Annotated in this window: 23 protein-coding genes; 12 read left to right on the top strand and 11 right to left on the bottom strand. The window is 62.3% G+C overall.

Features of this window, described 5'->3' with window-relative positions:
• Positions 1–60: 60 nt before the first annotated feature.
• Positions 61–1,323: a tyrosine-type recombinase/integrase gene (locus V1283_RS17090; RefSeq protein WP_334387620.1), complete on the bottom strand. Its 1,263-nt coding sequence runs from the start codon at positions 1,321–1,323 to the stop codon at positions 61–63.
• A 298-nt stretch (positions 1,324–1,621) separates the two neighbouring features.
• Here V1283_RS17090 and V1283_RS17085 point away from each other — a divergent pair, with 298 nt between their 5' ends.
• The 3 genes from V1283_RS17085 to V1283_RS17075 all read left to right on the top strand — a co-directional run bounded on the left by V1283_RS17085 (position 1,622) and on the right by V1283_RS17075 (position 2,903).
• Complete coding sequence (locus tag V1283_RS17085) at positions 1,622–2,200, top strand: CAP domain-containing protein (protein ID WP_334387619.1); 579 nt, start codon at positions 1,622–1,624, stop codon at positions 2,198–2,200.
• Between the two features lie 69 nt (positions 2,201–2,269).
• On the top strand, positions 2,270–2,494 hold the full coding sequence (locus V1283_RS17080; protein ID WP_108519488.1) for a hypothetical protein: 225 nt from the start codon (positions 2,270–2,272) through the stop codon (positions 2,492–2,494).
• A 124-nt stretch (positions 2,495–2,618) separates the two neighbouring features.
• Complete coding sequence (locus V1283_RS17075) at positions 2,619–2,903, top strand: hypothetical protein (RefSeq protein WP_334387618.1); 285 nt, start codon at positions 2,619–2,621, stop codon at positions 2,901–2,903.
• Here V1283_RS17075 and V1283_RS17070 read toward each other — a convergent pair.
• Genes V1283_RS17070 through V1283_RS17050 form a run of 5 tightly spaced genes read right to left on the bottom strand, consistent with a single transcriptional unit; the run spans position 2,900 to position 6,832 of the window.
• Positions 2,900–3,667 (bottom strand): ABC transporter permease, encoded by a 768-nt coding sequence (locus tag V1283_RS17070; RefSeq protein ID WP_334387617.1) that lies wholly within the window; start codon positions 3,665–3,667, stop codon positions 2,900–2,902. The two genes, V1283_RS17075 and V1283_RS17070, sit on opposite strands and share 4 nt — an antisense overlap.
• Positions 3,664–4,428 (bottom strand): ABC transporter permease, encoded by a 765-nt coding sequence (locus tag V1283_RS17065; RefSeq protein WP_334387616.1) that lies wholly within the window; start codon positions 4,426–4,428, stop codon positions 3,664–3,666. Before V1283_RS17065 ends, V1283_RS17070 begins: the two co-directional genes overlap by 4 nt.
• Positions 4,425–5,228, bottom strand: a complete 804-nt coding sequence (locus V1283_RS17060; protein ID WP_334387615.1) for an ABC transporter ATP-binding protein — start codon at positions 5,226–5,228, stop codon at positions 4,425–4,427. The genes V1283_RS17065 and V1283_RS17060 overlap by 4 nt, the downstream gene beginning before the upstream one ends.
• A gap of 3 nt (positions 5,229–5,231) precedes the next feature.
• Positions 5,232–5,930 carry a GntR family transcriptional regulator gene (locus V1283_RS17055; RefSeq protein ID WP_334387614.1) on the bottom strand — a complete coding sequence of 233 codons (699 nt, stop codon included), beginning with the start codon at positions 5,928–5,930 and terminating at the stop codon, positions 5,232–5,234.
• Between the two features lie 11 nt (positions 5,931–5,941).
• On the bottom strand, positions 5,942–6,832 hold the full coding sequence (locus V1283_RS17050) for an ABC transporter substrate-binding protein (protein WP_442895866.1): 891 nt from the start codon (positions 6,830–6,832) through the stop codon (positions 5,942–5,944).
• A 121-nt stretch (positions 6,833–6,953) separates the two neighbouring features.
• Between V1283_RS17050 and V1283_RS17045 the strand changes: the two genes are divergently transcribed.
• Genes V1283_RS17045 through V1283_RS17035 form a run of 3 tightly spaced genes read left to right on the top strand, consistent with a single transcriptional unit; the run spans position 6,954 to position 9,901 of the window.
• Positions 6,954–7,937 (top strand): fumarylacetoacetate hydrolase family protein, encoded by a 984-nt coding sequence (locus V1283_RS17045; RefSeq protein ID WP_334387611.1) that lies wholly within the window; start codon positions 6,954–6,956, stop codon positions 7,935–7,937.
• A 49-nt stretch (positions 7,938–7,986) separates the two neighbouring features.
• Positions 7,987–8,763 (top strand): cyclase family protein, encoded by a 777-nt coding sequence (locus V1283_RS17040; RefSeq protein ID WP_334387610.1) that lies wholly within the window; start codon positions 7,987–7,989, stop codon positions 8,761–8,763.
• 40 nt (positions 8,764–8,803) lie between these two features.
• A complete protein-coding gene (locus V1283_RS17035; protein WP_334387609.1) occupies positions 8,804–9,901 on the top strand; it encodes an amidohydrolase family protein in 1,098 nt (365 codons plus the stop codon).
• Between the two features lie 3 nt (positions 9,902–9,904).
• Here V1283_RS17035 and V1283_RS17030 read toward each other — a convergent pair whose 3' ends face one another.
• Both V1283_RS17030 and V1283_RS17025 read right to left on the bottom strand, forming a co-directional pair.
• Complete coding sequence (locus V1283_RS17030; RefSeq protein WP_334387608.1) at positions 9,905–10,180, bottom strand: ATP-dependent Clp protease adaptor ClpS; 276 nt, start codon at positions 10,178–10,180, stop codon at positions 9,905–9,907.
• Between the two features lie 294 nt (positions 10,181–10,474).
• Positions 10,475–10,762: a hypothetical protein gene (locus tag V1283_RS17025; RefSeq protein WP_334387607.1), complete on the bottom strand. Its 288-nt coding sequence runs from the start codon at positions 10,760–10,762 to the stop codon at positions 10,475–10,477.
• Between the two features lie 335 nt (positions 10,763–11,097).
• On the opposite strand from V1283_RS17025, the gene V1283_RS17020 reads away from it, so the two are divergent.
• Positions 11,098–12,906, top strand: a complete 1,809-nt coding sequence (locus tag V1283_RS17020) for a carbamoyltransferase family protein (protein ID WP_334387606.1) — start codon at positions 11,098–11,100, stop codon at positions 12,904–12,906.
• Positions 12,907–12,922: 16 nt separating this feature from the next.
• On the opposite strand, the gene V1283_RS17015 is transcribed toward V1283_RS17020, so the two are convergent.
• Positions 12,923–14,083 carry an OpgC domain-containing protein gene (locus tag V1283_RS17015; protein ID WP_334387605.1) on the bottom strand — a complete coding sequence of 387 codons (1,161 nt, stop codon included), beginning with the start codon at positions 14,081–14,083 and terminating at the stop codon, positions 12,923–12,925.
• Between the two features lie 224 nt (positions 14,084–14,307).
• On the opposite strand from V1283_RS17015, the gene V1283_RS17010 reads away from it, so the two are divergent.
• Complete coding sequence (locus tag V1283_RS17010) at positions 14,308–14,613, top strand: ETC complex I subunit (protein WP_334387604.1); 306 nt, start codon at positions 14,308–14,310, stop codon at positions 14,611–14,613.
• Positions 14,614–14,640: 27 nt separating this feature from the next.
• On the opposite strand, the gene V1283_RS17005 is transcribed toward V1283_RS17010, so the two are convergent.
• Together V1283_RS17005 and V1283_RS17000 are read right to left on the bottom strand one after the other, a co-directional pair.
• Positions 14,641–15,138, bottom strand: a complete 498-nt coding sequence (locus V1283_RS17005) for an Lrp/AsnC family transcriptional regulator (RefSeq protein WP_334387602.1) — start codon at positions 15,136–15,138, stop codon at positions 14,641–14,643.
• A 19-nt stretch (positions 15,139–15,157) separates the two neighbouring features.
• Positions 15,158–15,826 (bottom strand): TetR/AcrR family transcriptional regulator, encoded by a 669-nt coding sequence (locus tag V1283_RS17000; RefSeq protein ID WP_334387601.1) that lies wholly within the window; start codon positions 15,824–15,826, stop codon positions 15,158–15,160.
• 179 nt (positions 15,827–16,005) lie between these two features.
• On the opposite strand from V1283_RS17000, the gene V1283_RS16995 reads away from it, so the two are divergent.
• The 4 genes from V1283_RS16995 (at position 16,006) to V1283_RS16980 (ending at position 21,808) form a co-directional block, all read left to right on the top strand.
• On the top strand, positions 16,006–17,178 hold the full coding sequence (locus V1283_RS16995) for an isovaleryl-CoA dehydrogenase (protein ID WP_334387600.1): 1,173 nt from the start codon (positions 16,006–16,008) through the stop codon (positions 17,176–17,178).
• Positions 17,179–17,289: 111 nt separating this feature from the next.
• Positions 17,290–18,894: a carboxyl transferase domain-containing protein gene (locus V1283_RS16990; protein WP_334387599.1), complete on the top strand. Its 1,605-nt coding sequence runs from the start codon at positions 17,290–17,292 to the stop codon at positions 18,892–18,894.
• 2 nt (positions 18,895–18,896) lie between these two features.
• The gene (locus V1283_RS16985; RefSeq protein ID WP_334387598.1) at positions 18,897–20,903 is read left to right on the top strand and encodes an acetyl/propionyl/methylcrotonyl-CoA carboxylase subunit alpha; all 2,007 of its coding nucleotides are present in this window, start codon (positions 18,897–18,899) and stop codon (positions 20,901–20,903) included.
• Positions 20,900–21,808 (top strand): hydroxymethylglutaryl-CoA lyase, encoded by a 909-nt coding sequence (locus V1283_RS16980; RefSeq protein WP_334387597.1) that lies wholly within the window; start codon positions 20,900–20,902, stop codon positions 21,806–21,808. Before V1283_RS16985 ends, V1283_RS16980 begins: the two co-directional genes overlap by 4 nt.
• The last annotated feature ends 38 nt before the right edge of the window (positions 21,809–21,846 follow it).

The following is a 21,846-nucleotide window of genomic DNA, read 5'->3' as shown; positions in this document are numbered from 1 at the left end:
GCCGGCCGGACAGATCGTCTTGATTGCGCCGCAGCCCGCCTTCCAAGGGGCGGGCTGTTTCTATTTCCCATTCATCGCGTCGGCAATCTTGCCGGCGATTAGATCCGCAGCCCGCTTCGCGGGATTGACCGCAATGTGTGCATAGCGCTGCGTTGTGCTCGCCTGTGTGTGGCCCAACAGACGCCCAATGATCGGCAGACCGAGATCAGAGCCCGCGCCGACGCTGGCGAACGAGTGTCTGAGGTCGTGGATGTGGACGTCTTCGATGCCAGCGCGCCTGCGGATTGCTCGCCAAGGCCGGTTGAGGTCGGCGCGCGGAGTCTCGTCCTTCGTGCCAGCCGACTCGCTGGCGATGACGTAGACGCCGATGCGGGGCAGGGTGTCCAATATCGCGATGGCTGGCGCCGATAGTACCACGGGTTTCTGGCCAGTTTTGGAGTCCGGCAGGAACGCCAAGCCGCGACCGGCATCATATTCCCTCCAGCGGAGATTGAGGATTTCCCCCAATCGGCAGCCGGTGAACAAGAGCAAGCGCAACGCTGCGGCGGCATGTTGATCAATCTTGGTGAGTCGGTTCTCAGGCTTGGGCGCGTGTTTCGTTTTCTTCGTCGGGTCGGGCTCCCACGGAATCCCGACCGTCTCAGCCTCACTGAGCGCCGCCCCGAGCCGCTGCAGTTCATCTCCGGTGAGATAGCGCTGACGTGGCTTCTCGTCGAACATTTTAATGCCGCCGGCGGGATTCTCAGTACCCCTGGGAAGTATTTTTTCTTCGAGGCCGAACTCATAGATTGTTCCGATCAGCGACACGACGCGATTCGCTGCGACAGCGTACCCGGCGTCTTTTATCTTGAGGTGGAGGCGGTTAACGTCTGAACGCGTCACAGCCTTGGCCTTCTTTTTGCCGAGGGCAGGGCGAATATGATTCTTGATATAACCAGCGTTGAGTCGGATCGTGCCCGCCTTGCATTTTGGTTTGAGGTGGTCCTTGACGAAACTGTCGATCAACTCGTCGACCGTTTCGGCCTTCCTGGCAGCGCCGCGCTCGGCCGCCGGGTCAGCCCCCAACTTAACCTTGGCCAGCAACGTCTCAGCGGCGTCACGGGCCTTCTCAGGCGAGAGCGTGGCGGGCGTACCTATCACCATGCGGCGCTTTGCAACGCGCCTGCCGCCTTCTCCCGGGCGGTATTCGACTATCCATGATAGGGCACCCGAAGGCATCGCCTTGACGCCGAAGCCGGTCAGGTCGGAGTCGTAAAAGATCGTCGGCTTTGATACAGCGGGCAGGCCGGTAACGGCACGTCGTCCTAGCTTTAGAACTGGCATCGCTTTCTCCGAATAGCCACCGAGTAGCCACCGGATCATGTATTGAGCGGAAACGACGGGAAAGCAACGGAAATGGAATGTTCGAAATACCACAATATAAGCAATCAGTTAGATGGCGGGAGGCAATGGACGGCACGCAATGGAATCGGTCGGAAAATAACCTGTTAAGTTTTGGGTACTGCAGGTCGTTGGTTCGAATCCAGCTGCCCCGACCAACTAAATCAATGACTTACTGCGTCTTTTTCGGATTGAATCTTCCCAGTGGTCCCAATTGGGAAGGGGCAGGGGAATACTTGTGATGGGCAGGAAGACAGCCTTTCCGGCGCGGCAGGCACTTTTGCTGGGGCTGTCGCTTTGTTTTGCCACCACAGTCTTGGGCCGGACGGCTGTGGCCAATCCCGCGCAGATGATTTCTGACTTTCGGCTAAAGCACGGGGAGAAGCGCGTAACTTTGGACGCGACTCTCACGCGGATTGCACACGACCAAGCCCAGGCGATGGCCGCCAAGGACCAACTGGATCACGACGTGCTCGGCCGATTCAATACGCGCGTCGATCCGGCGGGCGCCGGCCGAGCCGCGGAGAACATTGCGTATGGCTACGACAGCTTTCCCAAAACCCTCGACCAGTGGATCAATTCGTCAGGGCACCGAAAAAACCTCCTGCTGCCCGGCGCCACGCGCGTCGGTGTCGCCAGCGTGAAAAGTGCGAAGACCGGTCGCATGTATTGGGCCATGGTGATTGCTGGCAACTATGAGCATCCCAAGCCGGCGAAGCCTCCAAAGGCTACGAAGCCGCCGAAGCAGGTAGCTTCCTCGAAGCCAAAATCTCGCGCAGTGGAGAACTGCCGAATGAAAATTCTGAGTATTTGTTTCTAGCTCCCTCGGGGTAGCTTGCAATGTTGTTCTCGTTATGTTCTTGTGTTGGTCATTCCTCGGAGGTGACCAATGGATGTCGAGAAGCAACGGGAAATAATCCGGCTCTGGAATCGCATGCGCCAGGTCGAGGGTCCGGTCGCGGAGGAAATCCGTATCCAGATTCTTGAATGCTTCGCGCAGCGCGAGCCATCCAGCGCGCGGATGAGCGATCGTCGGGAGGTGTTGAGCCGTGTGCGGGTTCCGACCGGTCAGGTGCATCGCATCGGCGAGCGCGGCAACAACGCAACGCTTTGACGGCTTCGTACCTCGGCGAGGGCGATTCGGCGGCCGTCAAGATTGACGGAATCGACGTGCGGTGCATGCTGCGCATATGTTGTCGCGCGTGCGCAGTCATTTTCAAGGTACGAAGTTCGCCCGCATGAGCAGCGGGACGTACTGCATCATCCGCGATCTCGGGCTGGTCAAGGGCGGCAAGGGGATGCGGCACCACGAGGTGCTGGTCACCTTCAGTCCCCAGGCGTTCTGGCGCTGGATCGCATGCGTTGCCGGCGACGTGGTGAGCGCGGGGAAGCGGCGATTGCTCTGGCTTCAACGCGAGCCGCAGCGCTTCGGCACGGATGTTCCAACGTCCGCCGTGCCGGAAAGTGCGCGTCGCGCGAGGTCGCCGATGGCGTCCCGCGCGCGGGTAGCCAGCATCGATTAGCGCTGCGAGGCCTGCCATGCCAACAGCCGATGCTCGGCAAGCGACATCGCCACCGACGTCACGTAGCCGGTGACGCCTAGCAGGATGACACCGGCGAACAGATCGGCCGAGCGGAACGCGCGGGCCGAGAGCAGCACCCAGTGGCCGAGCCCGTCGAGGCCGGCCAGGATTTCGCAGACCACCGAGAGGATCAGCGCCACCGTCAGGCTGAGGCGCATGCCGGCGAGAATGTCGGGGCTGGCGGAGGGCAATGCGATCTTTGAGATCACGGCGAACCGCGACATCTGCAGCGACCGCGCCACCTCATAGAGCCGGGGCTCCACCGCCGCAAAGCCGTGGATGGTCGCCAGCATGATCGGCCAGATCGCCCCGAAGGCGATCACGAACAGCGCCATTGCCTGCGTCAGCCCGAGCATTGCGATCGCGACCGGGATGATCGCCGAGACCGGCAGCGGCCGCAAAAACTCCAGCGAGGGCGCGACATAGGTCCGCATCGTGCGCGACGATCCGATGATTGCGCCGATCGCGACGCCGGCAATGGAGGCGGCAAGCCAGCCATAGGCCATATGCTCGAGCGTGCCGGCGAGCTTGCTCCAGAGATCGCCGGAGGAAAATCCGCGCACCAGCGAGGCCCAGGCGCGATCCGGGCCCGGCAGGAACACCGGCGAGACCAGTTTCAGATTGGCGATCAATTGCCAGAGCGCAATGAAACCGGCGGCAACCGCGAAGCTCGCCACGCGCCACATGATGACGGCCCGATTCATTGGCCGTCTCCGCTCAACGCGGCGCGGCCGAACAGGCGCTGTTGGGCCACGGTAAGAAGGATGTTGAGCGCGTAGCCGATGATGCCGATCCAGACCAGATAGGCCAGCATGAGGTCGGGACGCAGCGCCTGCTGCGCCAGCATGATGCCGGCGCCGAGGCCGAGCGGGTTGATGGCGATTTCGACCGTCACGGCGACGATCAGGGCGATGCCGGCCGACAGCCGAAAGGCCACGAAGATGCGCGGCAACGCCGCCGGGATGATGATCTTCCAGACCCGCTGTGCCGGCGGCAAGCGTAACGCCCGCGCCACCTCCATCAGCCGCGGCTCGATGCTGCGCACGGCCGCGCGCGAGAGGATCAAGACCGGCCAGACGCAGGCAAACGCCACGATCACGATTTCCATGCGGTAGCCGAAGCCGAGCGCGATCAGCGCGATCGGCAGCAGCGCGATCGAGGGGATCGGCCGGATCGCCTCGACCGTCACTTCCATCAGGCGGTTGAGGGTATCGGAAATTCCGAACGCAATGCCGAGCGCGAGGCCGCTGATCGTGCCGATTGCCAGTCCTGCGAAGGCCGAGAACAGTGTGTCGCGGGTCGCCGTCAGGATCGAGAAATCGGCGAAGGCACCAAAGAGCGCCATGACGATCTCGCTCGGCGGCGCAAGGCTGTCGCTTTGCAGATGGGTGGCGCGCGCCCAGATTTCGAACGCCAGCAGAACGGCCAGCGGCAGCGCCAGTGCCTTGGCGGAATTGCCCGTCACTGCTCGGTCGCCTTGATGAAGTCGAATAACTGCCGCCGCAGCCGCAGGAATTCCGGATGCTCGCGGGTCGACAATTGATCGCGCGGGCGCGGCAGGTTGACCGAAAGTTCGATGCCGATCCGTCCCGGATGCGGCAGCAGGCCGATGACGCGATCCCCGAGATAAATCGCCTCGTCGAGGTCGTGGGTCACGAAGATCACCGTGGCGCCGCTGGCCGCCACCAGCGACAGCACCTCGTCCTGCAAACCCTGCCGCGTCATCGCATCCAGCGCGCCGAACGGCTCGTCCATCAGCAGCGTCTTCGGCTCTTGCGCCAGACATCGAGCGATCTGCAGGCGCTGCTGCATGCCGCCGGACATTTCGGAGGGATATTTGCCGGCGTGGCCGGGCAGGCCGACGGTGCGCAGCAATTCCTCGATCCGGGCAGGGCGCCCGGCCGACGGCATGCCGCCCGCTTCCAGCGCCAGCGAGACGTTGCCGGCCGCGGTGCGCCACGGCAGCAACGCCTTGCCGTAGTCCTGGAACACGATCGCGATTTCGCGGCGCGGCTCGCGCATCGGCTGGCCGTCGAAATTCACTCTGCCACTGGACGGCTGGTAGAGCCCTGCCGCCAGACGCAGCGCCGTGGTCTTGCCGCAACCGGATGCGCCGACGATGCAGAGGAATTCACCGGGGCGGACGCCGAGGCTGAGATTTTCGATGATGGTCTTGCCGCCGAGTACGAGCGTGACCCCGTCAAATGCGATCTGCGGCGTCGGCTGGCCGGGAACGGCTTCGAGACGTTTTGCGGCGCTTGCCATGGTTCAGCTCTCGCTGCCTGAGGGATAGACGAAGTCCATGGTCGAGCGCAGATGCGCTTCCAGCATCGCTTGCGACCCGGGAATATCGCGCGCGATGATACGGTCGGCGAGCAATTGGTGCGCACGCACGAATTTTTTGCCGCTGTCGAAGGAGCGCATCATCACCCGGCGATAGCGATAGGCCTGGTCGTAGAGATCGGAATGGGCGGCCATCATGCGCTTTGAGCCGCACGCGGCCAGCAAAGCGGTATGAAAGCCCTTGTGCAGCCGGTCGAAATCCTCCGCACCCTCGCGGAATTCATCCCCGGTGCGCTCGATGTGCCGGCGCATCTGGTGCAGCGCACTGACGATTCCCGCCTCCCAGGCGTCGTCGCCATGGACGATGGCGAGCCGGATGGCCTCGACTTCGACCGCCGTGCGCATGGTGGTGATGTCAAGCAGATCCTCGCGGCTGACGTCAGCGACGCGAAAGCCGCGCTGTCCGGTGCCAACGATCAGCCCGCGCGACATCAGCCGTGACAGGCCCTCGCGCAGCGGCGTCGCGCCGATCTCGTAGCGTTGCACCAGGTCGACGATGCCGAGCCGCGATCCCGGCGCCAGATGGCCGGCCAGGATGTCCTGCTCGACCAGCATGGCTGCGCGCTCGGTCAGCGTGGCGGCCTCGGTCACCGGTCGGTTCAATTGGCGCTCGGAGGCCGGCATCGCGAAATCCTCTACTTCAGGACCAGCTTCGAAGTATCGAGCTTGGATTGCAGCATCTTTTGCGTCGACATCACTTCGATCCACCAGGCGAGTTGTTCGGGCTTCAGCGCCGGTTCGGAGCGGTTCGGTGGCGTCGCCTTGACCAGCTCGACCGGCTGCTTGGTGAATTTTGAAATCGAGGCCGATGCCTTTTCGCGGTCGTTGTTGACGATGACTGCGGATTCGGCGAGCGCATCGCGGAATTTCTTGATCGCTGCCGCGTTCTTTTCCGCCCATTCGCGCGACGCGGCATAGAAGATGATCGGATCGGTGCGCGCGAGTTCGACGGCATAGCGCGCGCCGACCGAGCCCAATCCGGCATTGGTCATGCGAGTCACGAACGGCTCGGCGGTCAGCACGGCGTCGACGCCGCCGGACTTGATGATATCGGCCATGGTCGGGAAGGTGACCTCGACGAAATTGACGCTCTTGGGATCGACGCCCTTTTCCACCAGCCATTTCACGAACAGCACGTGCAGGAAGGCGTTCAGCCCGGGCGCGCCGACTTTCTTGCCGACGAAATCCTTCGGCTCCTTGATGGTGATGCCGTTGCGGACAAAGGCGGTGATGTTGCCGTTCGACACCGGGCTCATCACGGTTGCACCGGCGATGGCGACGAGATCGAGGCCGCCGTCGGCTGCCTGCAGGAACACGGTCGAGGTCGGACCGCCGATCTGGATCGAGTTCGACAGGATCGCGGCCGGGATATTCGAGTTGATGCCGATCGGCGTCATCTCGACCTCGAGCCCGTGCTTTTTGAAGATGCCCTCATCGATCGCCACCATCGCCGAGGCGCAGTCCGAGGTCGCCGTGCAGCCAACCTGGATCTTGGCCTGCGCAAAGGCGGTGCCGGTCAGCGTCACGCTGACCGCAAGGGCGGCAAGGGCCTTTTTCACGACATTCTCCCCATCACACATTTTTCTGACTTGTTTATCGATATTTTTTTTGATCATATATTTCATCGGAAAACAAGGGGTACCCCCAGTGAAACTCGCGACATTCAAATCCGGCGGACAGGAAAAGATCGGAATCGTGCATACGGGCGATACGCTTCTGTTCGATCTCACAGCCGCCGCCAACCGAAGCGGAAGCGCCAATCCCGCCTTCGCATCGATGCTGGCATTGATCGACACCGGCGACGCCGCGCTCGAACAGGCAGCAAAAGTGTTCGAGAAGCACGGCAAGGACGAGAGCCTGTCCATCAAGACCGAGACGGCTGAGATTCTGGCGCCGGTCCCGGAGCCGCGGCAGATGCGGGACGGGATGTCGTTTCCGCTGCACATCCTGCAGGCCCCGCGCGGGCAGCTCAAGCTCGCCGCGCGCGCCAAGAACGACATGGCCGAACTGGCGCGGATCGAAGCCGAGCCGCTCGGCGAGTTGCCGGAGGTCTACCGCAAGCAACCGATCTACTACATCACCAACCGCTTCAGCGTGCGCGGCACCAACACCACGGTGAAATGGCCGCGCTATAGCCAGGTGATGGATTACGAATTGGAATTCGGCATCATCACCAAAAGCAAGGGCGCCAACATCTCCGCGGCCAAGGCCAGGGATCACATCTTCGGCTATACGATCTTCAACGACTTTTCCGCGCGCGATGCCCAGCGCATTGAAATGGAGGGGCGGCTGGGGCCGGCGAAAGGCAAGAGCTTTGACGGCGGCAACGTGATGGGGCCGTGGATCGTTACCCCGGACGAGATCGGCGATCCCTACAAATTGAAGATGGAAGCGCGCGTCAACGGCAAGATGCGCTCCCAGGGCGTGACGGAGGGCATGCTATTCTCGTTCGAGGAGATCATCGCCCATGTCACCAAGGACGAGACCCTGATGCCCGGCGAATTCATCGGATCCGGCACCGTCGGCAATGGCTGTGGCCTCGAGCTCGGCTGGTATCTCGAGCACGGCGATACCATCGAGCTCGAAGTCGAAAAGATCGGTACGTTGAAGAACCGGGTCGAGCGGCAATAGCCGCATCCCGACACGTCAGCCCAGGAAGAACATCAAGCGAGGAAACGCCATGGCGCGCAAGTTGATCGATATCTCCGTTCCCCTGCAAAACGACGTGCCGGCCGATCCGCCCGGCAATCATCCGACCATCCAGTACATCGATCACCAGCAGGGCCTGCCGCGAATGCTGCAGTTCTTCGACGGGCTGAAGGCGGAAGATCTGCCTGATGGCCAGGGCTGGGCAGTGGAGCAGGTATCGCTCTCCACCCATAACGGCACGCATCTGGACGCGCCCTGGCATTTCCATCCCACCATGAATCGCGGCGAGCGTTCCTGGACCATCGACGAGGTGCCGCTGGAATGGTGTTTTCAGCCGGGCGTGAAGCTGGACTTCCGGCATTTTGCGGACGGCTATGTCGCGACCGCCAAGGATGTCGAAACTGAGCTGAAGCGCATCGGCCATACGCTGTCGCCGCTGGAGATCGTGGTGATCAATACCAGTGCCGGCGCTAAATATGGCCGGCAGGATTACGTCACCTCGGGCTGCGGCATGGGCTATGAAGCCACCATGTATCTGCTGGAGCGCGGCGTGCGGCTGACCGGCATCGACGGCTGGAGCTGGGACGCACCGTTCGTCTATACCGCGAAGAAATATGCCGAGACCAGGGACGCCAGCCTGATCTGGGAAGGCCACAAGGCCGGCCGCCATATCGGCTATTGCCACATCGAAAAGCTGCACAATCTCGAGCAACTGCCGTCGACCGGCTTCATGGTGTCGTGCTTCCCGGTGAAGATCGAGCGCGCCTCGGCGGGCTGGACACGGGCGGTTGCCATTCTCGACGGCTGAAGGCTGCACGCAACGAAAAACAAAATCGGGGAGAGAACGAATGACGGATTTGCGTATGCCCTCGCTGCAGGGCTGCTTCTGCTGCGGCCAGCCAAGTCCGTCGCTTTCCAACCCAGGCCGGCGCGGCTTCATGCTCGGCGCCGGCGCGCTGGCGTTGACGACAGCGGCGGGTGGCGGCCGGGCATCGGCGCAAAGCGCAGACACAAAGCCGTTCCGGATTGACGTCCATCACCATCTGTCGCCGCCGACCTATGTGACGGCGTCGAACGACAGCGGTTTTGGCGATCCACTGATGAAGAACTGGACCATCGAAAAATCGCTTGATGACATGGACAAAGCCGGCATCGCCACCGCGATGCTGTCGGTGACTACACCCGCGGTCAATTTCACCAAGGGCGATGCGGCGCGAAAGCTGTGCCGCGAGTCGAATGAGTATGGCGCAAAGCTGGTCGCGGATTATCCCGGGCGGTTTGGCAATTTCGCAATGCTGCCGCTCACCGACGCTGAAGGCAGCCTGCGCGAACTGACGTATGCGCTCGATACGCTGAAGGCCGACGGCATCGCCTTGATGACGAGCTATGGCGACAAGTGGCTTGGCGATCCATCATTCCTGCCCGTGATGGAAGAAATCAACCGCCGCAAGGCGCTGGTCTACACCCATCCGACGGCCGCCAATTGCTGCGTGAACCTGGCGCCGACGCAGCCACCTGTGATGATCGAGTTCGGCACCGATACGACGCGCACCATCGCCGACATCGTATTCTCCGGCAACGCGCGGCGGTTTCCCGACATCCGCTGGATCTTCTCGCACGCCGGCGGGACGATGCCGTTCCTGATCGAGCGTTTCGTCCGCCATCCGCTGCTGGTGCCGAAGGCCAAGGAGACGGTGCCGGATGGCACGCTCGCCGAGCTGAAGCGCTTCTTCTACGATACCGCGCAGACCTCCAACCGCGGCTCGATGTCGGCGCTCGCGGCGATCATTCCGCCGTCGCAGATCGTGTTCGGAACAGATTTCCCGTACCGGACCGGCACCGATCATGTGAAGGGGCTGCGCGAGGCGGGTGTGTTCACGAACGAACAGATTGCGGCCATCGAGCGAGGCAATGCACTCAAGCTGTTGCCACGGCTCGCAAGCTAGAAATCAGCTCATCAAGCCTGGCTCGGTGACACAGCGCAGGGGATAGCCGTTGCGATCGGCCAGCGCGGCTACACGCGCGACGATGGTTGACGCCTGTCCAACCGTATAGACACCACATTCGCCACTTCCATCGCGGTGGATCTCCAGTACCAGCTTGAGCGCCTCCTCGCGTGTCTTTCCAAAAACGCTCTCAAGCACTTGAACAACGAACTCCATCGTCGTTTCGTCGTCATTCAATAGCAGCACTTTGACCATCGCTGACCCATCGGCGTCACGCATTGCGGTCTGCTCCGGATAGAACTGGCACCATACTTGGGGTCGAGCCTTCGGATCGCAAGGTTGGATGCTGGCCCATCGCGTCATTTCGCTTCTGCGCAGCAACCGAGTTGTCTCAGGAGCAAAACGGACATTAATTTCGACGCGTCACGCCATCGGCTCTATGAGAACACGGCCTTGTTCAGCGGCGGAGCCGTCTGCTTATCGCGTGATCCGATCCACCAAAAAGAAGAGGCGCGCCGGTTGCCCGGCGCGCCTGGTTCGCGGTCGCGTTATGCGACAGCGATCAAGCCTATATCACCACCTGCAGACGCGGACGCCGTAGACGTTCCACCAGCAGCGGGGACCACCGCCATAGAAGCCATAACCTCGGCCGTAGTAGCCCCGGCCGCCATAAAAGCCTCTGCCGCCGCCGCGATAAAAGCCTCGGCCGCCGCCGCCGCGAAAGCCGCCGCCTCTGCCGCCTCGAGCCAGCGCGGACGTAGTCGTCCCGCCGACCAGAATCGCAGAGGTGCTGGCGACGTAGACGAACAACAAAGCCAACGCTGCGAGGCAGCGGGTCAGGATATTGTAGCGTGTAGCCATTCAGGAATCTCCGGGTCACTTCCAGACATCTGGACTTCGGCACCATCTCACTTAGACGCGCGAGGCTGCTTTCGGTTCAGATGCACTAAGACAATATTTCTAAGGTTCTTTCGGACTTTGAGGACTTTATTAAGAAGGGCAGATAAGGTCAAGTTATGGCCGGTTTGCCGAGGTTTTTTGCATTGCGCCGTTCATCTTCCTGAATGTTTCCTGAACGCCGATGACGGTGCGCTGCAGAACTTAGAGAGAAGCTACGGCAAGGCCACGCCAGCATCTTGATGTCGACACGATCTCCATTTTTCAGCATACGACGATCCCCGCCTTAACGAGTACCCATGTCCAAAAAACACACTTATGTCCTTGGCCTGAACACTTACGACCATGATGTGAGCGCCTGCCTGTTGCGCGACGGCGCCATCGCCTTTGCGATCGCCAAGGAGCGGATCACGCGGGCCAAGCACGCGTCAGGCTTCTACAAAGAAGTGATCGACTATTGCCTCGAAGCCGAGGGCATCACACTCGACGACGTCGATCTGGTGGTTCGCAATTGCTACATCCTGCCGGTCCAGGAAATGGAGGAGCGGCTGGTCTATTTCGATGCGCCGGGCTTTCTTCCGGATTTCGAGCGGACCGACGCGGCCAAGCACCCGCTGTATCTGTCGCGTCAGGACAAGGTCGTCACGATCTCCCACCATCTGGCGCACGCCTACAGCGCGTTCGCAGTGTCGCCGTTCGAGGATGGTGTCGTTATGATCGTCGATGGCGTCGGCAGTTACCGTTCCGACGTCATGGAAGCCTTTCCCGCCAGTGACGCGGCGACGCCGTTGGCACGCGAGTCGGAGAGTTACTACAAGTTCAGCGGCACGACGCTGGAATGCCTCAAGAAGGTCTGGATGGAGCCGGACCGCGGCTTCCTCAGCGACGAATTCTACACCATGCCCGGTCTCGGCGCGCTCTACAGCCGTGCCTCCACCTACATTTTCGGCGACTGGAATAAATGCGGCGAGCTGATGGGGCTGGCACCCTATGGCCGCCGCGACCAGGTCAAGCCTCTGCTCGAAATGAACGACGGCAAACTGCACGTGCCGCACTGGACCGCTGACCTCAAGCAGCCTTTCGTGTTCGATGGCAGCAATTGGGAAAAGAGCCCGGCGATGCGGCACTGGGAAGATCTGGCCTGGCGCACGCAGGACGACACCGAAAACGTGCTGCTCGCCCGTGCCCGCTGGCTGCGCGAAACCACCGGTGCGAAGAACCTCTGCATGGCCGGCGGTGTCGCGCTGAACTGCGTGGCGAACGGGCGGGTCGCCCGCGAATCCGGATTCGAGAATGTCTGGATCCAGCCGGCGGCGGGCGACGACGGGATTGCGATCGGCTGCGCCTATTACGGCTGGCTCGAAATTCTGAAGCAGCGCCGTGACTTCGTGATGGACCATTCCTATGTCGGCAAACGCTACAGCGATCAGGAGGCCGCGAAGGAGCTGCAGAAATTTCTGGTGCGAATCCAGGTCGACGCCGTCAAGAGCGAGAATGTCTGCTGCGACACGGCAAAGCTGCTCGCCGATCAGAAGGTGATCGGCTGGTTTCAGGACCGGTCGGAATTCGGACCGCGCGCGCTCGGCAATCGCAGCCTGATCGCAGATCCACGCAAGCCCGAGATGAAGGATATCCTCAACAGCCGCGTCAAACACCGGCAGGCGTTCCGCCCCTTCGCGCCGATCGTGCTGGCCGAGCGTATGAAGGAGATATTTGAGGGCGAGGAGGATTCGCCCTTCATGCTGATAGCCAAGCCGGTGCGCCCGGAGTGGCGGGACAAAATCCCGGCGATCGTGCATGTCGACGGCACCGCGCGGGTCCAGACCGTGCGCGAAGCAACCAATCCGATGCTCTACCGATTGCTGAAGGAATTCGAGGCGCTGACCGGCGTTCCCGTGCTGATCAACACCTCATTCAACATCAAGGGTGAGCCGATCGTGGAAACGCCGCAGGATGCCGTGAACTGCTTTCTGACCACGGGCGTCGATCATCTGGTCATCCACGATACGATCGTCTCGAAGACCGCCATGCACAAGGTGGTCGCGCCGGTGCTTAACGTCTACGCCGACGTGCGGACGCTGGTGGCGTCGACCGCGCAGCCGGCCTGAGGGTGGCTGCCCAGGATCAGCCGGGAGCCGCTCCGGCGGCTTTCGGCGCCGGCGGCTTGAGCGGCTTGTCCTGCCGCTTCGACCACGAAATGTAGTAGGCAACGATGGTCATGATCGCGATGCCGGTCACGCTGACGAAGATCTGCGCGAACAGCGAGCCTGAGCTCATCGACAGTTCGAAATGCCCGACGAACGACAGGAATACGCCGACGCAGAACACGGCCAGTGATTGCTGGCCGCAGACCACCAGCGGATCGAAGATCTTCCACTCCAGGCCCGACCAATCCTTCGGCACGAAGCGGATGACCAGGATCACGATCACCACGAAGTGCAGGAAGCGATAGGGCGCGAGGTTGGTCTTGTCGTTCGGGTTGAACATCGAATACAGCCACTGCGGGAACAACTCGCCGAACGCCGGAAACTTGCCGGCCATGGTCATGACGAGCGCCAGGATCATGTAGGCAATGCAGAAATAGAGCGTGATCGGCGAGTTGATGATGTGGAGATTCTTGCGGGCGCCGCCGAGCGCGCACCATGCGCCGAACACGAACAGCACCTGCCAGGCGAACGGATTGAAGTACCAGGTACCCTGCGGGTAGGCGGGCAGGTTCCAGCCGGTCTGCCGCGACACCAGCCATAGCGCTAGGGCGGCGATCATGGTCCAGTTGGGCTGGCGCAGCATGATCCACAGCACCGGCGGGAACAGGCCCATCAGCACGATATAGAGCGGCAGCACGTCGAGGTTGACCGGCTTGAACTTCAGGAACAGGCCCTGCCGCAGCGTTTCGGTCGCGTTGTCGATAAGGCCGGCGACGTTGAAGTCGTTGACCAGTTGGGAATCGCCAAAACGCAGTGCGAGATAGCTGATCGAAGCGATATAGATCACGAACAGGATGATGTGGGCGACATAAAGCTGCCAGACGCGCTTGGTCAGCCGCGTGGCGCCGACGATGAAGCCGCGTTCCAGCATCATCCGGGCATAGACGAAGGAGGCGGTATAGCCGGAAATGAAAACGAACAGGTCGGCGGCGTCGGAAAACCCGTAGTTGCGGGTGGTGATCCAGTTCACGACATTATCCGGAATATGGTCCAGATAGATCGCCCAGTTCGCGACCCCCCGAAACAGGTCGAGCCGGAGGTCGCGTCCTTTTTCTGGCAGGGTGGCGTTGATTTTCATGGCTGCCGTTTCGCAGTGATGCTTTCGGGGGAGGATGGCGCAGGTCCCGGCCGCCGGATAGCCCTAGATTGTCACAGTACGGCATAATGACTATACCGGTACGGAAATGGTACATCCGGGTAGCTGGAATCACCGATCAAATTTCCTGAAAGATGTCTCTATACTATCCCGGCTGTTTCCGCCAAACGCTACCCTGTCGCATAGGCTTGAGGACCCAACCATCCATGACCGCACGCATTTTTAAACCCGCCAAAAACGCGATGCAATCGGGCAGGGCGAAGATCCGGGAATGGCAGCTCGACTACGAGCCGGAGCAGCCGCGGGCGGTCGAGCCGCTGATGGGCTGGACCTCGTCGGGCGACATGAAGCAGCAGCTCACCTTGCACTTCGACACCAAGGAAGACGCGATAGCCTATTGCGAGCGCAAGGGCATTGCCTACCAGGTGATCGAGCCGAAGGATTCGGTGCGCCGGCCGGTCGCCTACGCCGACAATTTCGCCTTCAAGCGCGTCGAACCCTGGACGCATTAGGCCGGACGCCGGGAGTCCGGACCAGGGCTATCGCCCCAGGCCGGATGCCGCCGGATCGCCTGGTATTGGCAGCGGCGCGTCCTTCGCGACACCTAGCACCGGGAAGGTTCTGATGTTGCGCACTTCAGGTATCGCGGAAAACTGCAGAAGCTGCTGGTGCATGCCCTCGACGTTTCGCGCCACGCATTTGAGCAGATAGTCGGCGTCACCCGAAATCCGCCAGGACTGCAGGACCAGCGGGACCGCCGCGATCGATTTTTCGAACGCCTGCAGCGGGGCCTGGGCCTGGCTCTGCAACTGGATCAGGACAAAGGAAATGACCTCGTAGCCCAGCAGCGTTTCGTCGAGCGTGGCCCTGATGGCGCTGACATAGCCGCGCTCGCGGAGCGCGCGAACGCGCCGCCGGCACGGTGGCTCCGAAAGGCCGACCCGCTCAGCCAGTTCGTTGTTGCGTATCCGTCCATCCCTTTGCAGCTCGGACAGTATCTTGAGATCGATGTCGTCGAGGGGCTGGCGTTCCGTCATAGGTTCCTCTTGGGCAACCTCATCGGCGCTCCAGCCTGCCACGCGTCGCGGCGCTCGGGGAGGGGGAGCGTTTGGCTTGAGACCTGTTGGGTGTTGCACCCGGGGCGACGCTCGACAGCACCAGCTTTTCGTGGGCGGCGACGATGGCCTCCTTGGTGAGCCGCCCGCCCGGGCGATACCAGGTGGTGAGGCCGGTCAACAAGGCCAGGATCGCAAAGGTCGCCACCTGGATGTCCACGACCTCGAACTCACCTTCCGCCACGCCGTGGCTGAGGATTTCCGCCAGCCGCCGCTCATAGGCGCCGCGCAGCGCCACGATCTCTTCGTAATTCTTCGGCTCCAGGCTTCGCAGCTCGGAATTGGCGATGAAGACCTCGCGCTTCCTGGTCATGTGATAGGTGACGTGGAAGGCTGTGAAGGCGCGGAGCTTGTCGACCGGCCGCTGTTTGCCCTGCAGGGCACGATCGAGCTGGCGAAGCAATTCGTTGATGTGGTCCCGCACCAGCTCGAACAGCAGCTCCTGCTTGGTCGAGATGTGGTTGTAGAGCGATCCCGACTGGATACCGACCTCGGCGGCGAGCTGGCGCAGGCTCATGGCGGCATAGCCGTGCTCGAAGATCAGGCGCAGCCCGGCTTTCCGGATCGCCTCCATCGTCTTCGGGCCGTGAGAACCGATCGTCCGCGCCATGGGACCTCCAGGCATTCGCCGCCGTGGAAACGAGCGGTCGATCGTATAATTCTGTCACGAAATGACAGTAATTTCAATCGCCTGTAGCCATCATTTGAGTTCAGGCAGGTTCCACTTGCAGCCGATTTAAAAAAACGTATGATCGTTTAATTACAAGGAATACACCCCCGGAGGAAATGATGGCCTCAAACTGGGCGCTGCTTCTCAACTTCGATCTCGGCGAAACCGCGGATGCGATCCGCGAGACGGTATATTCGTTTTCGCAGAACGAAATCGCGCCGCGCGCCGCCGAGATCGACCGCAGCAATCAATTCCCGCGCGACCTCTGGCCCAAAATAGGCGCGCTCGGCCTGCACGGCATCACCGTCGAGGAGGAGTATGGCGGCACCGGCCTCGGATATCTCGAGCACTGCATTGCGGTGGAGGAGATGTCGCGGGCCTCGGCTGCGGTCGGCCTGTCCTACGGCGCGCATTCCAACCTCTGCGTCAACCAGATCCGCCGCAACGGCAGCGAGGCGCAGAAGCGGAAGTATTTGCCGAAGCTGATCTCGGGCGAGCATGTCGGCTCGCTGGCGATGTCGGAGCCGGGCGCCGGCTCGGACGTGGTCTCGATGAAGACCCGCGCCGACAAGAAGGGCGACCGTTTTGTGCTGAACGGCAACAAGATGTGGATCACCAACGGACCCGTGGCCGACACGCTGGTGGTCTACGCCAAGACCAATCCCGAGGCCGGTCCGCGCGGCATGACCGCCTTCATCATTGAAAAGGGCATGAAGGGATTTTCCACCGCGCAGAAACTCGACAAGCTCGGCATGCGCGGCTCCGACACCTGCGAACTGGTGTTCGAGGACTGCGAGGTGCCGGAAGAAAACGTGCTCAGTGAAGTCGGCCGCGGCGTCAACGTGCTGATGTCGGGCCTCGATTACGAGCGCGCCGTGCTGGCGGCGGGCCCGATCGGCATCATGCAGGCCTGCATGGACGTGGTGCTGCCCTACGTGCACGAGCGCAAGCAGTTCGGCGAACCGATCGGCACCTTCCAACTGGTGCAGGGCAAGATCGCCGACATGTACACCACGATGAACGCCTCGCGCGCCTATGTTTATGCGGTGGCAAAAGCCTGCGACCGTGGCGAGACCACGCGCGAGGATGCGGCCGGCGCGATCCTCTATGCCGCCGAAAAGGCAACGCAATGCGCGCTCGACGCCATCCAACTGCTTGGCGGCAATGGCTACATCAACGACTATCCGACCGGGCGTCTGTTGCGCGACGCCAAACTCTACGAGATCGGCGCCGGCACCAGCGAAATCCGCCGCATGCTGATCGGCCGGGAACTGTTTGAAAAGACGGCTTAAGCTTCACAACGGGGCAAAGATGATACAGGCTGTCGCATTCTCTCCGAATGGGCTGTTCCGACCATCCTGAAGCCATCCCGGGCACTCCAGCATCCAAAGAAAACGCCGACCATGCCGCTTCATTGCACCATCGATCCCACATCCTCCGAGTTTGCCCGCAACGCCGACGTGATGCGCGGCCTGGTGGCCGAACTGCGCGAGAAGCTCAAGGTTGTGTCCGGCGGCGGCGGCGAGACGTCGCGCAAGCGGCATACGTCGCGTGGCAAGATGCTGGCGCGCGAGCGTGTCGACCTGCTGGTCGATCCCGGCACCGCGTTCCTGGAATTGTCGCCGCTTGCGGCCCACGGCCTCTATGGCGGCGATGTCCATTCCGCCAGCGTCATCACGGGGGTTGGGCGTATTTCGGGCCGCGAATGCGTCATCGTCGCCAACGACGCCACCATCAAGGGCGGCACCTATTATCCGATGACCGTGAAGAAGCATCTGCGCGCGCAGGACATCGCGCGGCAGAACAATCTGCCCTGCGTCTACATGGTCGATTCCGGCGGCGCCTTCCTGCCGATGCAGGACGAGATCTTTCCGGACGAGCGGCATTTCGGCCGCATCTTCTATAACCAGGCGCAGATGTCCGCGCAGGGCATTCCGCAGATCGCGATCGTGATGGGCTCGTGCACCGCCGGCGGCGCCTATGTGCCTGCCATGTCGGACGAGAGCATCATCGTGCGTAACCAGGGAACGATCTTCCTCGGCGGCCCGCCGCTGGTGAAGGCTGCGACCGGCGAGGTGGTTTCCGCCGAAGAACTCGGCGGCGCCGACGTGCATTCGCGGCAATCCGGCGTCACTGATCATTATGCGCAGAACGATGCCCATGCGATCGGGATCGCCCGGCGCATTGTTGCCACGCTGAAGCCGCCGACGCGTGCGGCGCTCAACATGCGCGAGCCGCGCGAGCCGCTGTTTCCGGCGGAAGAAATCTACGGCGTGGTCTCCGCCGACGGGCGCAAGCCGTTCGATGTGCATGACATCATCGCCCGGATCGTTGACGGCTCGGAATTCGACGAATTCAAGAAACTCTACGGAACGACGCTGATCTGCGGCTTTGCCCATATCTGGGGCTATCCGGTCGGCATCATCGCCAACAACGGCATCCTGTTCAGCGAGAGCTCGCTGAAGGGCGCGCACTTCATCGAATTGTGCTGCCAGCGCAATGTCCCGCTGGTGTTCCTGCAGAACATCACGGGCTTCATGGTCGGCAAGAAATACGAAGCCGGCGGCATCGCGCGCGACGGCGCCAAGCTGGTGACGGCGGTTGCAACCGCTGGTGTGCCGAAATTCACCGTCGTGATCGGCGGCTCCTATGGCGCCGGCAATTACGGCATGTCTGGCCGCGCCTACTCTCCGCGCTTCCTGTGGATGTGGCCGAACGCGCGCATCTCCGTGATGGGCGGCGAGCAGGCGTCCATGGTGCTGAGCCAGGTCCGCCGCGACAATATCGAGGCCAAGGGTGATAGCTGGTCCGCCGAGGAAGAGGACAAATTCCGCGCGCCCATTCGCGCGCAATATGAACACCAGGGTAGCCCCTATTACGCCACCGCGCGGCTGTGGGACGACGGCGTGATTGATCCCGCCGACACAAGGCTGGTGCTCGGCCTTGGTCTATCAGCCGCAGCCAACGCGCCGATCGAACCCACGAAATTCGGCCTGTTCAGGATGTGATGATGGACCGTGCAAAACTCTACCGGCGTTTTCGTACGCTCCTGATCGCGAACCGGGGCGAGATCGCCTGCCGCGTCATCCGCTCCGCCCGCGCCATGGGCCTGCGCACCGTCGCCGTCTATTCGGAAGCCGACCGCGACGCCATGCATGTCGCCATGGCCGACGAGGCCGTGCTGCTCGGACCGGCGCGGGCCCGCGACAGCTATCTCAATATCGCGCGCGTGATCGAAGCCGCACGTCAGACCGGCGCCGAGGCCATCCATCCCGGCTATGGCTTCCTGTCCGAAAATGCAGAGTTCGCGCAAGCCTGCCTGGATGCCGGACTGGTGTTCGTCGGCCCGACCGCCGCGATGATGACCGCGATGGGCTCAAAATCCGGCTCCAAGGCGCTGATGGAGAAGGCCGGCGTCCCGCTGGTGCCCGGCTATCACGGTGAGGCCCAGGACGAGGCGACGCTCGCAAAATCCGCCGACAAGATCGGCTTCCCCGTATTGGTGAAGGCGTCCGCCGGCGGCGGCGGGCGCGGCATGCGGGTGGTGAATTCGGCCGGCGAACTTTCAGCGGCGATCGTCAGCGCCAAGCGCGAGGCGAAGGCTGCGTTCGGTGACGACCGCATGCTGATCGAAAAGTTCGTGCAAAACCCCCGGCATATCGAGGTGCAGATCATCGGTGACAGCCATGGCAATCTGCTCTCGCTCTGGGAGCGCGAATGCACGCTGCAGCGGCGGCACCAGAAGGTGATCGAGGAGGCACCGTCGCCGACGCTGGACGCCAAACAGCGCGAAACGGTCTGCGCCGCCGCGCGCAAGGCGGCGGGTGCGGTGAACTATGTCGGCGCCGGCACCATCGAATTCGTCTCCGACGGCAAGGAGGTGTTCTTCATCGAGATGAATACCCGGTTGCAGGTCGAGCATCCCGTGACCGAGCTGATTACCGGCGTCGATCTGGTCGAATGGCAGTTGCGGGTAGCGTTCGGCGAGAAGCTGCCGCTCAAGCAGGACGAGATCAGGCTGAACGGCCACGCCATCGAGGCGCGGGTCTATGCCGAAAATCCGCAGAAGAACTTTATGCCCTCGGTCGGCCGGATCAAGACCTGGCGTACGCCGGATGCCGTCGACGGCCTGCGGGTCGACGCCGGCTATCGCGAAGGCGATACGGTCTCGCCCTATTACGACGCCATGCTGGCAAAAGTGATCGCCTGGGCGCCGACGCGGCAGGCCGCCATCGAGCGGCTCAATCGCGGTCTGGAAGAGACCGACGTCAGGGGCATCGTCACCAACATCCCGTTCCTGTCGGCGCTGATCACGCACCCGCACGTGCGCGCCAACACCATCGACACCGGCTTCATCGAGCGCGAACTGAAGAAGCTGACGGAAGCCGCAAGCGCGCTCGGCGATCTCGAGCTTTGCGCCGCGGTGGCTGCGATCGTCGTCGAGGAGCAGAAGGCCGCGCACCGGGAAGCGCATTCGCCGTGGCAAACCTTCGGCTGGATGCCGGTCGGACAGCGGCAACGGGTCTTTTCGTTCCGACAGGGGCAGGGCGCCGAAATCAAGGTGACGCTGCGATATGGTAACGGAGCATCGACAGTATCGATCGGCAAACATCAGTTCGTTTTCACAACCTCGCCTGCCGAGGGCGGTGGTTTCGACCTGACGATCGATGGCATGAAATCGCGTGTCACCGCCGTGATCGAGGGGCATGAGCTTTATCTGCGTACCCGCAACGGCCGCTTCGATCTGCACTGGGTCGATCCGTTCGGCGGCGAGACCGAGGAGCAGGTGGGCGAAGACAAGATCGTGGCGCCCCTACCGGGCACGGTCGTCGCGCTGCTGGCCGAGGAGGGCGCAATACTGGAAAAGGGTGCTGCGATCCTGACGCTGGAAGTCATGAAGATGGAGCAGACCCTGCGCGCGCCGTTTGCGGGCGTGTTGAAGAAGATCAAGTGCAAGGTCGGCGATATCGTCGGCGAAGGCGTCGAACTCGCCGAAGTCGAGCCGGCGGCGTCATGAGCGATCGCGTCCACATCGTCGAAGTCGGCCCGCGCGACGGGCTGCAGAACGAAAAGACCCCGATCAGCGTCGCCGGTCGGATCGCGTTCATCGAGGCGCTGATCGCTGCGGGCCTCCACACCGTCGAAGTCGGCGCGTTCGTCTCGCCGAAGGCGATCCCGCAAATGATCGGGTCGGCCGAGGTACTGCGCGGCGTCAGCCACCACGCGAATTGCGAACTGCCGGTGCTGGTGCCAAACGAGAACGGCTACGAGGCTTCACAAGCCGCTGGCGCCAAGCTGATCGCGGTGTTCGCCGCGGCATCGGAAAGCTTTTCGCGCGCCAACATCAATTGCTCGATTGCGGAATCGATCGAGCGGTTCAAGCCGGTGCTCGCCCGCGCCAAGGCGGACGGCGTGCGGGTGCGCGGCTACATCTCCACTGTGCTCGGGTGTCCCTATGAGGGCGAGATCAAGCCGCAGGCCGTGGTCGATGTCGCAAAGGTGCTGTGGGACCTCGGCTGCTACGAAATCTCGCTCGGCGACACCGTCGGTGTCGGGACGCCGCTGAAAGCGCGGCATCTGCTGCGCGCTGTGGCCGGCGATGCGCCAATGGCCAATCTCGCGATGCACTTCCACGACACCTACGGCCAAGCGCTCGCCAATCTCTATGCCGGGATGGAGGAGGGCTGCCGCGTGATCGATTCCGCCGCCGGCGGCCTCGGCGGCTGCCCCTACGCCCCCGGCGCGACGGGGAACGTCTCGACGGAGGACGTGGTCTACATGCTGGAGGGTATGGGCATTGCGACTGGCGTCGATATGGACAAGCTGGTGGCTGCAACCAACGTCGTGAGCGGGCTGATTGGCCGTCCGCCGGTCAGCCGCGTGGCGGCGGCGTTGAACGCGAAGATGCGGGCCGCGAAATAGGCCGCCTACGCGGCCTTCAACCCGACGTTCGGTAGCAA

Source organism: Bradyrhizobium sp. AZCC 2262 (assembly GCF_036924535.1).
GTDB lineage: Bacteria > Pseudomonadota > Alphaproteobacteria > Rhizobiales > Xanthobacteraceae > Bradyrhizobium.
Note: the sequence above shows the minus strand (reverse complement) of the source record. Positions and strands in the feature narration are given on the sequence as shown.